The sequence below is a fragment of the Pelosinus propionicus DSM 13327 genome, from assembly GCF_900114615.1.
Taxonomy (GTDB): Bacteria; Bacillota; Negativicutes; order DSM-13327; family DSM-13327; genus Pelosinus; species Pelosinus propionicus.
The window spans coordinates 22,783-38,106 of the sequence record NZ_FOTS01000049.1 but is presented as its reverse complement, the minus strand read 5'-3'; the positions used below and the strand labels follow the sequence as shown (position 1 = coordinate 38,106).

Annotated in this window: 10 protein-coding genes; 1 reads left to right on the top strand and 9 read right to left on the bottom strand. The window is 39.6% G+C overall.

Annotation, left to right across the window (positions count from 1 at the left end):
- On the top strand, positions 1-192 hold a 192-nt coding region (locus tag BMZ99_RS20465; protein WP_139214808.1), incomplete at its 5' end, for a transposase.
- Positions 193-367: 175 nt separating this feature from the next.
- Here the strand turns inward: BMZ99_RS20465 and cydB are convergent.
- The 9 genes from cydB to BMZ99_RS20420 all read right to left on the bottom strand — a co-directional run bounded on the left by cydB (position 368) and on the right by BMZ99_RS20420 (position 15,112).
- Complete coding sequence (gene cydB, locus BMZ99_RS20460) at positions 368-1,372, bottom strand: cytochrome d ubiquinol oxidase subunit II (protein WP_090942120.1); 1,005 nt, start codon at positions 1,370-1,372, stop codon at positions 368-370.
- Positions 1,363-2,751, bottom strand: coding sequence for a cytochrome ubiquinol oxidase subunit I (locus BMZ99_RS20455; protein ID WP_090942118.1), 1,389 nt, complete (start codon positions 2,749-2,751; stop codon positions 1,363-1,365). The genes cydB and BMZ99_RS20455 overlap by 10 nt, the downstream gene beginning before the upstream one ends.
- Positions 2,752-2,760: 9 nt before the next feature.
- The gene (locus BMZ99_RS20450) at positions 2,761-3,183 is read right to left on the bottom strand and encodes an RrF2 family transcriptional regulator (protein ID WP_090942115.1); all 423 of its coding nucleotides are present in this window, start codon (positions 3,181-3,183) and stop codon (positions 2,761-2,763) included.
- A 131-nt stretch (positions 3,184-3,314) separates the two neighbouring features.
- On the bottom strand, positions 3,315-6,776 hold the full coding sequence (locus BMZ99_RS20445) for a bifunctional glycogen debranching protein GlgX/4-alpha-glucanotransferase (RefSeq protein WP_090942112.1): 3,462 nt from the start codon (positions 6,774-6,776) through the stop codon (positions 3,315-3,317).
- 89 nt (positions 6,777-6,865) lie between these two features.
- Complete coding sequence (gene glgA, locus BMZ99_RS20440; RefSeq protein WP_090942109.1) at positions 6,866-8,332, bottom strand: glycogen synthase GlgA; 1,467 nt, start codon at positions 8,330-8,332, stop codon at positions 6,866-6,868.
- Between the two features lie 2 nt (positions 8,333-8,334).
- Positions 8,335-9,453: a glucose-1-phosphate adenylyltransferase subunit GlgD gene (gene glgD / locus BMZ99_RS20435; RefSeq protein ID WP_090942106.1), complete on the bottom strand. Its 1,119-nt coding sequence runs from the start codon at positions 9,451-9,453 to the stop codon at positions 8,335-8,337.
- Positions 9,454-9,456: 3 nt separating this feature from the next.
- The gene (locus BMZ99_RS20430; RefSeq protein ID WP_090942103.1) at positions 9,457-10,668 is read right to left on the bottom strand and encodes a glucose-1-phosphate adenylyltransferase; all 1,212 of its coding nucleotides are present in this window, start codon (positions 10,666-10,668) and stop codon (positions 9,457-9,459) included.
- 80 nt (positions 10,669-10,748) lie between these two features.
- A complete protein-coding gene (gene glgB, locus BMZ99_RS20425) occupies positions 10,749-12,647 on the bottom strand; it encodes a 1,4-alpha-glucan branching protein GlgB (protein ID WP_090942100.1) in 1,899 nt (632 codons plus the stop codon).
- 29 nt (positions 12,648-12,676) lie between these two features.
- Positions 12,677-15,112: a glycogen/starch/alpha-glucan phosphorylase gene (locus BMZ99_RS20420; protein ID WP_090942097.1), complete on the bottom strand. Its 2,436-nt coding sequence runs from the start codon at positions 15,110-15,112 to the stop codon at positions 12,677-12,679.
- Between the last annotated feature and the right edge of the window lie 212 nt (positions 15,113-15,324).

Sequence of the window (15,324 nt, the reverse complement as noted above, 5' to 3'; positions counted from 1 at the left end):
TCGATTCAAGTCGAGGGAGCTTTTGGGGTTCTTAAAGAGGACATGGGCTTTCGGCGATTTTTGATGCGTAGTCAAGTTAAAGTGCATACTGAATTTCTATTGCTGTGCATGGCATACAACCTAAAGAAACTCCACAACAAAATCCAAAACGGTCGTTGTGGAAGTTATTTGCATATTCCCAAAGCGTCCTGATAACGGTATATAATTTTTTTGAAGGGAAGTCGATTCCTCTGTTTTGTTATGCCCATAATCTAGCTACGACTTCTTTTTTTCTTCCGATCAACAAGAGATTTCTGCTTTTTTATTAAAAAAGAGGCGTACCGCAAAACGATTTCAATAAACGTTTTGCGACACGCCCATTCATCATTTAATATTCTAACTCTTTTGCCGTAACCCGTTTACGAAATACCCAATAGGTCCATCCTTGATAGGCCAATACGATAGGTACTAAAGCCAGAGCTGCAAAGGACATAATCTTCAAAGTATAAGCACTCGAAGCTGCATTGTGAATGGTTAAACTCCACTTTGGATCTAAACTTGACACCATAATACGCGGGAATAAGCCGCTAAAAAAGGCTATTGTAGTAAAAGCAATCGCCAATCCGCTCATAGTGAAAGCCCAGCCATATCTCTTTAACCAAAGCAGAATGTAACCAGCGACAAAAACTGCTACTGCCCCCCACAAGGCGCTGGTGGCTAATCCACTTTTAAACAAATCCGTATTGGCATATGTTAAGCCTACAAGACTTAAAAAGACCAAAGCTGCAAGCAAACCAATTTTTACTGCCGCTTTTCGCGATCGTTCGATGAGCTCTCCTTCCACCCGAAGAGTCAGAAACAATGCCCCATGAAATAAAAACACTAACAAGAAAGCAATTCCGCCTACTAACGTATACGGACTCAATAAATCAAAGAAAGTTCCGGCATACTGCATCTTCTCATTAATAGGTATCCCCTGAATCAAGTTGGTAACAGCAACACCCCAAAGCAGTGCCGGCAGGGCACTACCAAGAAAGATCATCCAATCCCATGTACCGCGCCACTTAGAATTTTCATCTTTGCTGCGAAATTCAATGGCTACCCCCCGCAGAATCAATGCCACCAGCATTAAAAATAACGCCATATAAAATCCGCTGAACATAGTTGCATAAACATGAGGGAAAGCTGCAAATAAGGCTCCGCCTGCAGTAATCATCCATACTTCATTACCATCCCAAAATGGACCGATTGTATTAATTACAATTCGACGTTCTACATCATTTTTCCCGATAAAGGGCAAAAGCATACCAACACCATAATCAAAACCTTCTAAGAAAAAAAAGCCGGTAAATAAGACTCCCACTAAAATAAACCACAAGACATTTAGTTCCATAATGTCGCCTCCTTCTTCTTCGTCAGCACACTTAGAACGGGTTTTTCATCCACAGGTCCGATTAAAATAAACTTACGAACTAAGTAAACAGCTGCTGCCGCTAATGCTCCATACAGTACCGTAAAACCTATCATCGAAATCCAGATTTCAGTACTGGTCACATTTGTCGACACGCCCTCACTTACTCTTTGTAAGCCTACCACAATCCAAGGCTGCCTCCCACCTTCCGTCAAGATCCAACCTGTAGAATTCGCAATGTACGGGAATGGCAAGCTCCACAATAATAATTTAAGAATAAAAGGACTTTCTTCTAGACGTTTCTTATAAAAGAAGAATGCACCCAACGCTGCCACTAGCATCATCCACAGCCCAGATAGTACCATGACACGAAATGTCCAAAAGGATTGCGTAATATTAGGGGTGTAATTACCCGGTCCATATTTTTTCTCTGCAGCTTCCTGCAGCTCGTTAATTCCTTTAATTTCCCCTGAAAACTTATCATAAGCTAGAAAAGATAATGCACCAGGAATACCAATTTCAAAAGAATTCTTTTTGTTGTTTTGATCCACCACTACTGCAATTGCAAAAGGTGCAGGATCAGCAGATTCCCATAAGGCCTCCATAGCTGCCATCTTCATAGGTTGTTTTTTAGCGAGAAACTGAGCTTGTAAATGTCCTGTACCCATTACTAATAATGTGCTTACTAACATACATGCCAAACCGATTTTGATCGAAGGTTTAAACACAGGCAAATGACGTCTTTTTAATAAATAGTAAGCACTAATGGCTGTTACAAATACACCAGCAGTTACTAATCCCCCTAAAATGGTGTGAGGAAATTGCCCCCATACATACGGATTGGTAATCACCTGCATAAAATCGGTCATTTCTGCCCGTCCATTACGAAGCGCATACCCCACAGGAGATTGCATAAAAGAATTGGCAACCAATATCCAAAACGCAGACAAATTACTGCCAAAGGCCACCAACCACATACAAGTTACATGCATTTTTTTCGATAAGCGATCCCATCCAAAAATCCACAATCCTAGGAAGGTCGATTCTAGAAAGAATGCTGATAAAGCTTCTAATGCTAGCGGCGCACCAAAAATATCCCCCATAAAACGAGAATACTCAGCCCAATTCATTCCAAAATGGAATTCTTGAACAATTCCTGTTACCACACCCATAATAAAATTAACTAAAAATAATTTTCCCCAAAATTTAGTCATTGTTTTATAAGTTTCATTGCCTGTTCTTACATACATCGTTTCCATTACAGCCACTAATACAGATAATCCCAATGTCAACGGTACGAATAAAAAGTGATATACTGTCGTAATAGCAAATTGCCATCGTGCCAAAAGCACTTCTTCCATATTGTTCTCCTACCTCTCTTCTTTATTTTTTCCCACTAATTCAGCAAAATTAACTTTACTTAAAGCCATTGTGAAATCTGCTTGAATCACAGCTAGTGAAGCATGTACGGAACATTTTGCCCCGCCCCCTCTGGTGCAGGCAGAATCTTCTTTTAAACACCGTTGCAAATCCAAAGGCCCTTCCATGACTTCAATTACATCTAAGAGGCTGATTTTTTCAGATGGCATAGCCAAAACAAAGCCTCCGTCTACCCCCCGATAGGACTTTACCAATTCTCCTTTAACTAAAGAACGCATAATTTTTTGTAAAAAACCTGCTGGTATATTTTGCTCTTCAGCAATTGCTTGGCTATTGGCTAATTCTCCTTCTGGCAGTTCTGCTAAATGCATAATGACACGGAAAGCATAGTCAGTGGCTTGGTTGAACTGCACGTAGATACCTCCTTTATCAATCAATACCATACCATACCGGTTCGGTATTGATTTAATTTTACTATCTCCTCCTCTACCTCGTCAATAGTTTTTACAAATATTGCCCTTTATATATCCATATTTTTTAAGTATTATCGTGCATACCTCTCTGTAAGTTCAGCCAGCTTGCTGCTAATCTCATTGGTCAGAAGTCTCTTCTTCAGCCGCCATACCCAGTTCGTACCGCCCACAGTGCCAGGAAGGTTCATTCTAGTTATATCCGACAATCCCAAAAGATCCTGTAAAGGAATAATCGCAGTATCCCCATTACACTTATATAAGAATTCTATGAATTTCCAATATGGAGCAATTCCATCTTTCTCATCTAGCCCAATTTCCTGCTGCACACATTTTGCTAATGTCAGATCTTCTGCAACAAGTTTTTCATACCAGCTGCTAATTGTATCATTATCATGAGTTCCGGTATATACAACTACATTTTTTTCACACGTAAACGGTATGCACCGTCCCTCTTGATCATAACAAAATAAAAACTGCAGTACCTTAATACCTGGAAAAGAAAGTTCATATTTTAAATCTTCCACTTCCGGAGTAATGATTCCCAGATCTTCTACAATAATAGGCAGCGGACCTAGATATTGCCGCAAAATACGAAAGAATCGTTCTCCAGGGCCTTTTACCCATTGCCCTTTCTCTGCAGTTTCTGCTGAAGCAGGAACTTCCCAAAAGGATTCAAAACCACGAAAATGATCAACACGAACGATGTCAACTAAGGAAAATAAGACCTGCAGCCGTTCTCTCCACCAGCGATAATCATTCTTCTCCATTTCCTTCCAATGATAATGAGGGTTACCCCATAATTGTCCCGTCTTACTAAAATAATCAGGCGGAACTCCGGCCACTGTGTGCGCATTGCCATTTTCATCTAAATCAAAGAGCTGCCGATTTGCCCAGACATCACAGCTATCGTGAGCCACAAAAATAGGAATATCTCCAATAATACTGATATTCTTTTGCCTTGCATACTGCTTAACGTCTTCCCATTGTCTAAAAAAGATAAACTGCAAAAAGATATGATAGTCAATAGCATCCGCTAGCAAATTTTTATACTTTTTTAGTGCTTTCGGTTCCCGCAGAGAAACCTCTCTAGGCCACAGATGCCATGGCTGCCCCTTAAAAAAGTTTTTTAGGGCCATAAACAATGCATACTCCAAAAGCCAGCTATGATGCGTCGTGCAAAAACGTTCATAATCCTGCAATCTACTCTGCTGTTTAAAAGTTGTAAACGCTTTTAGAAATAAGGATTCTTTGTATTCTTTCACATCAGAAAACGCTACTTGCTCATCATTAAATTGGGGAACCTGTCCTAAGTCATCTACTGTCAAAAGTCCTTGATTTACTAATTTATCTATGGATATCAGCAAAGGATTGCCTGCAAAGGCAGAAGGACACTGATAAGGAGAGTGACTATCTCCGACAGGGTTTAGAGGCAGTACCTGCCATAATTTCTGTTTGCTCTTATGTAAAAAATCAATAAATTCATACGCCTCTTGCCCCAAATCTCCAATACCATATTTAGAAGGCAACGATGTCGGATGTAAGAGTATTCCTGCCTGACGCGGAAAAAAGCTCTTTTCCCTTTGAAGCAAAACCTTCCCTTCCAAAGGCTGTAAACATATGGTCAGTATTCCCTTTATAATCCGAATTTCCTGATCATTATTCAATATATCGATCATAACACCATGGCACCACTTGCGAATCGGAATTTCCACAATTATGGATTGATCGACACTGGTGTTCAAAAGGATTACAGCTGTGTTATCCTGAGCCGATTGACTAAAAACATTCTTTCCATTACTAATTTTGCGAATATATCCATATACCTGTTCATGGACAGGCAGTGAAATCCACTCTCCCGCCTTAAAAAGATCATAACGGTTATGCAGTGCAATTACCTGTTTATACCATACCAGCAATTCCGTATCCTCTTGACCCCAAGGATAGGTTCCGCGATTAAAAGGATCCTTGAATCCTTCTACGCCAGCCTCATCTCCATAATAAATGCAGGGAACACCAGGAAAGGTCATTTGCCATAGAACCAATATTTTCAATCTAGCAATTCCTAATTGCCGTTTTTCAGTAGACAGACGATATACTGCCTGCTGAGCAACAGTCAAACTATCCGGAGATGGAGCCTCTCCCAACAAGGTTAATATCCTGGTCACATCATGGCTGCCAATTAAATTCATCATCGCATAAAAGTTTTGAATCGGGTAATTTTCTGCCAGGCTCATAAATCGTCGATGGACTTCAAAAGCATCCATTCGGCCAAGGATAAAATCCAATACAATCCCTCGGAAGGGATAATTCATTACTGAATCTAATTCATCTCCCTGCAGATACTTTCTGAGCTTTCCATAGCTTTCCTTATTCGAAGCATCTTCCCAGACTTCACCAATCAATACACTATCCGGGTCCGCATTTTTCATGGCTTTATAGATCTTTTTTATAAATTCATCTGGCAGCTCATCTGCCACATCAAGACGCCATCCTTTGGCTCCCAGCCGAAGCCATTGCTTAATCACACTATCCTTCCCATCAATTATATAATCAATATAAGAAGGTTCACTCTCTTCCACATTAGGCATTGTATCAATTCCCCACCAAGCCTCATAAGAATGGGGATATTTTTTAAACCGATACCAATTATAATAAGCAGATTCCTTAGACTGGTAAGCACCCACCTCAGGATAATTACCCTCCCTATTGAAATAAATGCTATCACTGCCCGTATGACTAAAAACACCGTCTAAAATTACAGAAATACCGTACTCATTTGCTTTTTTACACAATGCCGCGAAAGTTTGGTTGTCACCAAGCATAGCATCTATGGTTTTATAGTCTCCTGTATCATATCGATGGTTGCTAGAAGATGCAAAAATAGGATTAAAGTAAATGACGCTAATGCCAAGTTCCTTTAAATAAGGCAGTTTTGCAATCACGCCTTGCAAATTGCCTCCAAAAAAGTCATAGGATACAATCCTTCCTGTATCTGCATCACGAATATAATAAGGATGGTTATCCCAATACGCATGAAAGACACTGCCTTTTGGCGCCGTTAAAACCTGTCCATCTGTTGTTTCCTTATAAAAGCGATCTGGGAAAATTTGATACATCACGGAACCTTTAAACCAATCAGGAGTAACGGCTCCCTTCTTATATACAGTAATTTGATAGCTAGGAGGCTCTGTCTCATATAGCCGCCCTGTACCTCCTAACTGGTCAGGCTGGTTTCCATAATAATATACTGAATTCTCCAGCTCAATCATAAAATAATACCAAACAATGCAAGGCGCTAAAGGAGCGTTCATCTGCACTTGATAGAACACGGTCTGCCCTGAATCCTCCACCCTCGTCATTGGAATTCTTTCTTCCCCCCGCTCCTCTAGCCATAATCGAAGTACAACATTTGCAGGGGGAACAGAACTCTGTATTTTCAACTTCAGAATAAGAGGTTGATTACAACAAACAGCCCCAAAGGGGCTGCGAAAGACATCCAATTGTGAATCATGAAGAATTAATTCTTGCTTCATATTACATCCCTCACTCGTTAGAAAATACGTACTGATAAGATTTTTGAGCGGATTGCAGTTTTATCTTCATTGATGCCATATCTCTACTATTACATCTGTTTTGTTAATTTTTGATAAATTTCCTTATATTCCATTGCTGATTTTTCCCAGCTATAATCACTTTGCATAGCGTTTTTTACGATTTTATTCCAGCATTCCTTGTCCTTATATGTTTGTAACGCCCAATTGACTGTATCGAGCATTTCATGAGCATTATAATTCACAAAAGTAAAACCATTTCCCTCGCAGATCTCTTGATTATAAGAACGTACCGTATCGCGCAAACCGCCAATTTCTCTTACAATGGGCAGGCACCCATAACGCATGGCAATCAATTGACCAATACCGCAAGGTTCATATAAGGAAGGCATCAAGAACATATCGGCGCCAGCATAAATTTGATGAGCCAAATCTTCATCAAACATGATATTGGCAGAAACTTTCCCTGGATACTGCCAGGCCATGTATTTAAAGAAGTTCTCATACCGCGCTTCGCCAGTTCCTAGAACCACTAATTGAATGTCATAAGTATCCTTTCCAGCAATCGCCGCCTGTTTCACCAAATCCTGAAGCATTCGTTCTACTAAATCCAGTCCCTTAGCACTCACCAATCGAGACACAATAGCAATGACTGGTACCTCTTCCCTTACAGGTAAGCCCAAGCGGGTTTGCAAATCGATCTTATTTTTGCTTTTCTTCTCTAAGTTCTGCACATCATATGTACTAGAAATAAGTTTATCCGTCGCTGGATTATATACAGTATAATCAATACCGTTTACAATACCTACTAAACGATTTTGACGTTTTCGTAAAAATCCATCTAATTCTTCACCAAAATAAGGATCTTGAATTTCCTGAGCATACGTTCTGCTAACAGTTGAAATCATATCTGCATATGCCAAGCCACCTTTCATGAAGTTAACGGCCTTATGGAATTCTACACCTTCTGGAGTGAAATACTTCCAATCCAAACTCAATATATCGTGTAATATATCTTGAGAAAATACGCCTTGATATTTTAGATTATGAATCGTAAATAACGTTTTAATCTTTTTATACTTTGGTTTTTCTCGATAATGAGCGTCTAACAAAGCGCTAATCATTCCAGTGTGCCAATCATGACAATGAATGATGTCTGGCATAAAATCAATTTTGTCCAAAGCCTCTAGCACTGCACGACAAAAGAAACCGAAGCGCTCCGCATCATCTCCATACCCATAAAAGCCATGGCGTTTAAAATAATATTCATTATCTGTAAAATAAAAAGTTACACCATCATAAACAAATTCTAAAATCCCGCAATATTGCTGCCGCCAGCCAACCTGGACAAAAAAGTGATTTTTAAAGATCATTTGTGCTTTAAAACTATCAGGGATATCTTGATAATTAGGCATAATAACCCTGGCATCCACACCTTGTTTTATTAGTTCTTTCGGCAATGAACCAATAACGTCTCCTAATCCACCTGTTTTTGCAAAAGGTACCGCTTCAGCGGCTGCGATTAATACTTTTGTCATCGTTAAATCACCCTTCCTTTCTTTATTACAAGGGGATAACTGTATTCACCCTTTAACTGCTTATTAGCGGTAATATGGACATCCTTATCACAAATAACATTTTCCAGAATCACTCCTGATCCTATATTCCCCTTCTGCATAATAACACTATTTTTAATATATGCTCCCTTATGTACTTTTACGCCGCGAAATAAAATACTATTTTCGACCTTTCCTTCCACATAACATCCACTGGCAATTAAAGAATTTGTCACCTCCGTTTCATGAATATATTTTGCAGGTGCTTCATCCTTCACCTTTGTATAAATCAATCCCGATTTGAAGAATAGCTCCTTCCAAATATGAGGATTGAGTAATTCCATACTGTGTTGAAAATAGCTTTGCAGAGAGCTAATCCGTGCTACATAACCTGGATGATGATATCCATATACTTTTAATCTCTTAACATTTTTAATAATACAATGCTTTACAAAATCATAATCCCCACGGGCAATACAACCATTTACCAATTCGATCAGCAAGTCTTTTTTCATAATAAACATGTCAATAGACATATTTTGATAACCGCCTGTATCTTTAAACTCACTTATACTAAGAACCCGCCCTTCCGGACCAAGTCCTAAAATATTAGATCTGACACAATCATGAGTTCCGCAATTTGCCTTTGTATATAAAACGGTAATATCAGCCTCTGTATTTTTATGATATTCCAGGATTCCTCGATAATCCATATTGCTTACAATGTTGGCGCCTGCAATAATAACATATCTCTGACGGCTTTGATAAATATAATCTAAATTACTGTATAAGTTTTCTACATCACCCCGATGAACCTGCATCGGAGTTCGGGTATAAGCCGGCGGTAAAACAAAGAGTCCGTCGCGTTTTCGTGCTAAATCCCAATCCTTCCCCGAACGTAAATGATCTACCAAAGATCGATATTTATGCTGAATAAAGATCCCGACGTTAGAGATCTCTGAATTTACCATATTTGACAGAACAAAATCAATTAAGCGATAGCGCCCCGCAAAGGGAATTGAGGCCAATGAACGAGAACGGCTTAACTCTCCTATATGTTCTTCTGCTTCATTGAGATTAATAATCCCCATTAAATCGATCATATCTTATTCCTCCCTTTTACAAAGCTCATCTTCTGGCGGACTGCACGATAGGCTTGCCTCAATCGTAGTATGAGGAGGAATAATCATATCAATATCCAATACGACTATCTTCTGTTGCCCATCCAGCTTCTTCGCTGCTACTACAGTTCCTTGCTTTAGTACAGTTTTACGCCCAATAATCGCCTTATCGGTCACAACATGATCTTCAATATGTGCACCAGACATAAGAATGGAATTTTTCACCTTAGCACCTGGTCCAACATAAACATCGGGAAAAAGAATGGAATTCTCGACCTCGCCTAAAATTAAACATCCCTCTGCAATAATCGAATTCGTAATTTTAGCCGTGGCAGAAGTATAATGAGGAGGTCTCGGCGGATTCGAGGAATAAATACGCCATTTTGAATCATACAAGTTTAGTTCGGGCCTCTCTCCTAACAAATCCATATTCGCCTGCCAATAACTTTCTACGGTTCCTACATCTTTCCAGTATCCTCTGAAAGAATAGGCCTTAAGATTACGCTTATCTGCCAGCATTTTAGGAATAATATCATGACCAAAATCATGAGTTGAATGTCGATTCAGCTCATCTTCAAACAGATATTTCTTTAAAACCGGCCAATTAAATATATAGATTCCCATCGATGCCAAATTGCTTTTTGGTTCCGCAGGTTTTTCCTCAAAATCAATAATACGTTGTTCCTTATCGGTGTTCATAATTCCAAATCGGCTAGCTTCATCAAGGGGAACTTCAATGACCGCAATGGTAGCATCCGCCTTCTGCTTTTGATGGTACTCCAGCATTAAAGAATAGTCCATTTTATAAATATGGTCACCAGATAATACGAGTACGGTTTCGGGATTAAATCGGTCAATAAAATTGCTGTTTTGACAAATCGCATCTGCCGTACCTTTATACCATTCTCCTCCCTGTTCTTTTACATAAGGAGGAAGAACAAACACACCACCGTTCATTCTGTCCAGATCCCAGGCACTGCCAATACCGATATAACTATTCAACGCTAACGGCTTATATTGAGTAAGTACACCAACTGTGTCAATGCCTGAATTATTGCAATTGCTTAAAGGAAAGTCAATGATGCGATACTTGCCGCCAAAGGGAACTGCAGGCTTGGCTAGTTTCTGTGTCAAAATACCAAGACGACTTCCTTGTCCACCTGCCAATAACATAGCTACACACGCTTTTTTGTGCATAATAACGCCCCCTACTATTAAAAGTCTTTCATAACTTATTCCAGCACCTTTATCTTTATTTCTAGGACGCTACCTTCCTCTCATTTTTTAATCTTTTTTAGATAGATAGTCGCCAACGGCGGAAGAGTGATTTCCAAAGAGTGAGATTGATTATGCCAAGCCTTCCCTTCAGCTGCTAATATTCCTATATTCTTTTGTCCGGATCCCCCGAACTCCTCCCAGTCACTATTAAAGCATTCCTGATAAAATCCTTCAGCAGGTATGCCGATTCGATAAGCATAATGTACGATAGGTGTAAAATTACACACTACAATTAACATCTCCTCTGGACTGATACTCTTACGCATAAAACAAATTACACTTTGCGTATAATCGCTGCAGTCAATCCATTCAAAGCCCTGCCAATTTCCATCTACTTCCCATAAAGATCGTTCCTGCTGATAAAAATGATTTAACCTGCGGCAATACTCCTGCAACTTTCCATGCATTGGAGACTCCACTAAGTGCCAGTCCAAACTCTCATGATCCTGCCACTCAATAAATTGACCAAACTCACTGCCCATAAATAACAACTTCTTCCCTGGATGAGCCATCCAATAACCATAAAAAGCACGTAGATTAGCGAATTTCTGCCAATAGTCACCAGGCATTTTATTAAGCATCGATTTCTTTCCATGGACCACTTCATCATGAGATAAAGGTAGAATGAAATTTTCCGAAAAAGCATACATAAACGAAAAAGTTAACAAGTGATGATTCCATTTTCGATGAACTGGATCAATTTCCATGTATCGCAGCATGTCATTCATCCAGCCCATATTCCATTTGAAGTTAAAACCCAGGCCGCCACTATAGGTCGGCCAAGATACCATAGGCCAGGAGGTTGACTCTTCTGCCATCACAAGTACATTCGGCCGCTGAGCAAAAACAACTTCATTTAATTTACGCAAAAAAGCGGCTCCTTCAAGATTGCCATCCCCCCCATATGGGTTAGGTGTCCAATCTCCTTCCTCCCTGCCGTAATTTAAATATAAGATATTAGAAACCGCATCAACCCGAATGCCATCAATATGATACACATCCAACCAAAATATAGCATTCGAGATAAGGAAACTTATCACTTCCGTACGTCCTAAATCAAAATTGGCAGTGCCCCAACCCTTATTCTCTGCTCGCTGAACATTAGCATACTCATATAATGCAGTACCATCAAACTGCCTAAGTCCATGATTATCTTTACAAAAATGCCCTGGTACCCAGTCTACGATCACACCAATTTCATATTCATGGCATACATCCACCAAGTACATAAAATCTTCCGGAGTACCGTAACGGCTGGTAATAGCGTAATACCCCGTTGCTTGATAACCCCAAGATCCATCAAAAGGATGTTCTGCAACTGGCATGATTTCAATGTGAGTATAGCCCATAGCAGCTACATATTGAGGGAGGAGTTCTGCCAATTCACGATATGTCAACACCGCATTGTTTTCACCCCGCCTCCAGGATCCTAAATGTACCTCATAAATCAATAGCGGCTGCTGATTTACTGTTTTTTTCTTTTTTGATTGCCACTTTACATCGTTCCACTGATAGCCGTTCAAATTATATACCACGGAAGCCGTTTCAGGTCGAAGCTGAGCATAAAAGGCATAAGGATCAGCTTTTAGGATTACCTGTCCCTCCGCAGTCTGTATCTCATATTTATAGATGTCTCCGTTCTTAATCCCCGGGATAAACAACAACCATATACCTGATCCTTCAACACGCTCCATCTTATGCTGTTCGCCCTGCCAACCATTGAAATCTCCGACGACCCGCACTGCCTGCGCATTGGGTGCCCATACAGTAAAGCGCACTCCCTGCCTGCCATCTACTTCTAAAACATGAGCTCCCAGTAACTGATAACTCCGAAAGTTACTGCCTTCATGAAACAAATATAAATCTTCTTGACTGACTGGTGAAGTAGGAACTGCCATATAATACCTCCCCTATAATTGCCCGCAGACTATGGTTTGGTAATAACTACAGGTTTTGTGTGCCAAATCTCATTGGCATATTCACAAATAGTACGATCACTGGAGAAAATACCTGCTTGCGCAATGTTGTGAATACTCATTTCTGTCCATTTATTTTTTTGCTTATATCGTTTGTCTAATTCGACTTGCGCCTTTGCATAAGCATCAAAATCTCGCAAAACAAAAAATTCATCATTATCAGCAAGTAACGAATTATACAAGGGCCTAAATTCTTCTTTTTGATACGGTAGAAAACCATTAACCAATTGTTCTAAAACAGTCTTAAGTCGTATGTCGCTGCTGTACAACTGCCAAGCATTGTATCCGCCGTGAATGTAATAATCAAACACCTGCTGGCTGGTCAGTCCAAAAATAAAAATATTATCATCGCCTACAGCCTCATGGATTTCCACATTTGCTCCATCCAGCGTACCAATCGTAACCGCTCCGTTCAGCATAAACTTCATATTTCCTGTCCCTGAAGCTTCTTTACTAGCCGTCGATATCTGTTCACTAACATCAGCTGCAGGAAATAGTAATTCTCCCAAGGATACACTGTAATTTTCTAAAAAAATGACTTTTAATTTACCTTTAATATCTTTATCCTTATTGATTAGCGAAGCCAAAACGCTAATTAATTTGATAGTTTGTTTTGCTATATAATATCCTGGTGCCGCCTTTCCTGCAAAAATAAAGGTTCGTGGTGTGATGGATAAAGAAGGGTTCTCCTTTAATCGATTATACAAATCCATAATATGAAATATGTTAAGTATTTGACGTTTGTAAGAGTGAATACGTTTGATATGAACATCAAAAATTGAACGAGTATCTACGGTGACACCTGTTTTTTCCTTAATATACTTCGCTAATGCCTTTTTATTTTTGTGTTTCACTTTCTGAACTTTTTCTTGTATAACCTTGTCTGTGGCAAATCGCTCAAATTCATCTAAATTCTGAGGATCCGTAATCCAGTTTGCCCCAATACAATCTGTTATTATCGCAGCAAGTTCAGGATTAGCTTTTAACAGCCACCGTCGATGGGTAATACCATTTGTCTTATTATTAAATTTTTTGGGGTAAAAATTATGAAAACTCGACATAATATGTTCTTTCAATATGTCGGTATGTATTTGAGCAACACCATTTACACTATGACTGCCGACTACGGCAAGTCTGGCCATATGAACCATATTGTCCGCAATTACTGCCATGCCTCGAATTCGTTCCCAGTCCCCGGGATACGCATCCCAAAAGCTGCGGCACACACGCTCATTAATCTCATGGACGATCATATACATTCTTGGCAGTAGCGATTTAAACATTTCCACTGGCCATGTTTCTAGCGCCTCCGGCATAATGGTATGGTTGGTATATGAAATAGTTTCCGTCGTAATTTTCCAGGCATCATCCCAAGATAAGCCTTCTTGGTCCATCAATAAACGCATCAGTTCAGGTACTGCAATTGCAGGATGGGTATCATTAATGTGCACAGCTACCTTCTTGGACAATTGCTTCATCGAGGTATGCTTCTTTTTGTATCGCCGAATGATACTCTGCAGTCCCGCAGAGACAAAGAAATATTGCTGCTTTAAACGTAGAAGACGTCCTTCATAAAAATTATCCTGGGGATACAAGATCTTCGATATCAAACCAACGGAGGACCGATACTCCTTTGCTTCTAAGTACTCCCCTCGATTAAAGGATGCAAAATCAAAACTATCATGTAACGATTCTGCATTCCACAGCCGCAGAGTATTCACCGTTTTATTATGATAACCAGCAATTGGGACGTCATAAGGCACTGCTAATACAGCCTCATAATTTTCATGGGTAAACACCCAACGCCCTCCTTGCTGGTTACTTTTAATGGTACCGCCAAATTTGACCTCTACCGCTTTATCCGCTTTACGAAATTCCCAAGCATAACCATCCTGCAGCCAATTATCAGGTAATTCAACCTGGTTATGATCTACAATTTTCTGTTCGAATAATCCATAGGTATAGCGAATGCCGCAGCCATGTCCCGGGATTCCAACCGCTGCCATTGATTCCATAAAGCAGGCTGCCAAACGCCCTAAACCACCATTGCCCAGGCCGGGATCTGACTCTTGTTTTTCCAGTTCCTCTAAGTCAATCCCGATCTCCTCAAGAGCCTCTCGATAGATTTCCTTGACTCCGCCATTGACTAAGTGCATATCCAATGCCTTTCCCAGTAAAAACTCCATGGAAAAGTAGTAAACCTGCTTGACTCCTGTTTCACTATATTGTTTATTTGTCTCCATCCAATTCTTACTAATGCAATCACGAATAACTCGGCTTAGGGCCATATATTTATTATTAATAGACGCTTCCTCAATCCCTTTACCAAACATCGTTTGCAGATTGTTTACAAAAATGGTTTTGAATTCATCTTTATCCATTAACATGCAGCCTGTCCCCCTTATTCAAAATTACAATATTTATATTTGAATTTATTGAATAATCTTGTCCTTTTGTAAAAAAATTATATGATTTCTCTTATCGTTATACTTGTCCATTCATCTGAAAAATCCCTTCTTTTTTAGAATGAAATTTTTGCATTTTTTTGTCAATTCGCATTGTCACATTACAATATTTTTAGAATTAACTACAAAACGAG

What these genes read in the sequence shown, in the direction of transcription:
- cydB (WP_090942120.1), bottom strand. Translation starts at nt 1,372, where the DNA reads ATGGAACTAAATGTCTTGTGGTTTATTTTAGTGGGAGTCTTATTTACC.
- BMZ99_RS20455 (WP_090942118.1), bottom strand. Translation starts at nt 2,751, where the DNA reads ATGGAAGAAGTGCTTTTGGCACGATGGCAATTTGCTATTACGACAGTA.
- BMZ99_RS20445 (WP_090942112.1), bottom strand. Translation starts at nt 6,776, where the DNA reads ATGAAGCAAGAATTAATTCTTCATGATTCACAATTGGATGTCTTTCGC.
- glgA (WP_090942109.1), bottom strand. Translation starts at nt 8,332, where the DNA reads ATGACAAAAGTATTAATCGCAGCCGCTGAAGCGGTACCTTTTGCAAAA.
- glgD (WP_090942106.1), bottom strand. Translation starts at nt 9,453, where the DNA reads ATGATCGATTTAATGGGGATTATTAATCTCAATGAAGCAGAAGAACAT.
- BMZ99_RS20430 (WP_090942103.1), bottom strand. Translation starts at nt 10,668, where the DNA reads ATGCACAAAAAAGCGTGTGTAGCTATGTTATTGGCAGGTGGACAAGGA.
- glgB (WP_090942100.1), bottom strand. Translation starts at nt 12,647, where the DNA reads ATGGCAGTTCCTACTTCACCAGTCAGTCAAGAAGATTTATATTTGTTT.
- BMZ99_RS20420 (WP_090942097.1), bottom strand. Translation starts at nt 15,112, where the DNA reads ATGTTAATGGATAAAGATGAATTCAAAACCATTTTTGTAAACAATCTG.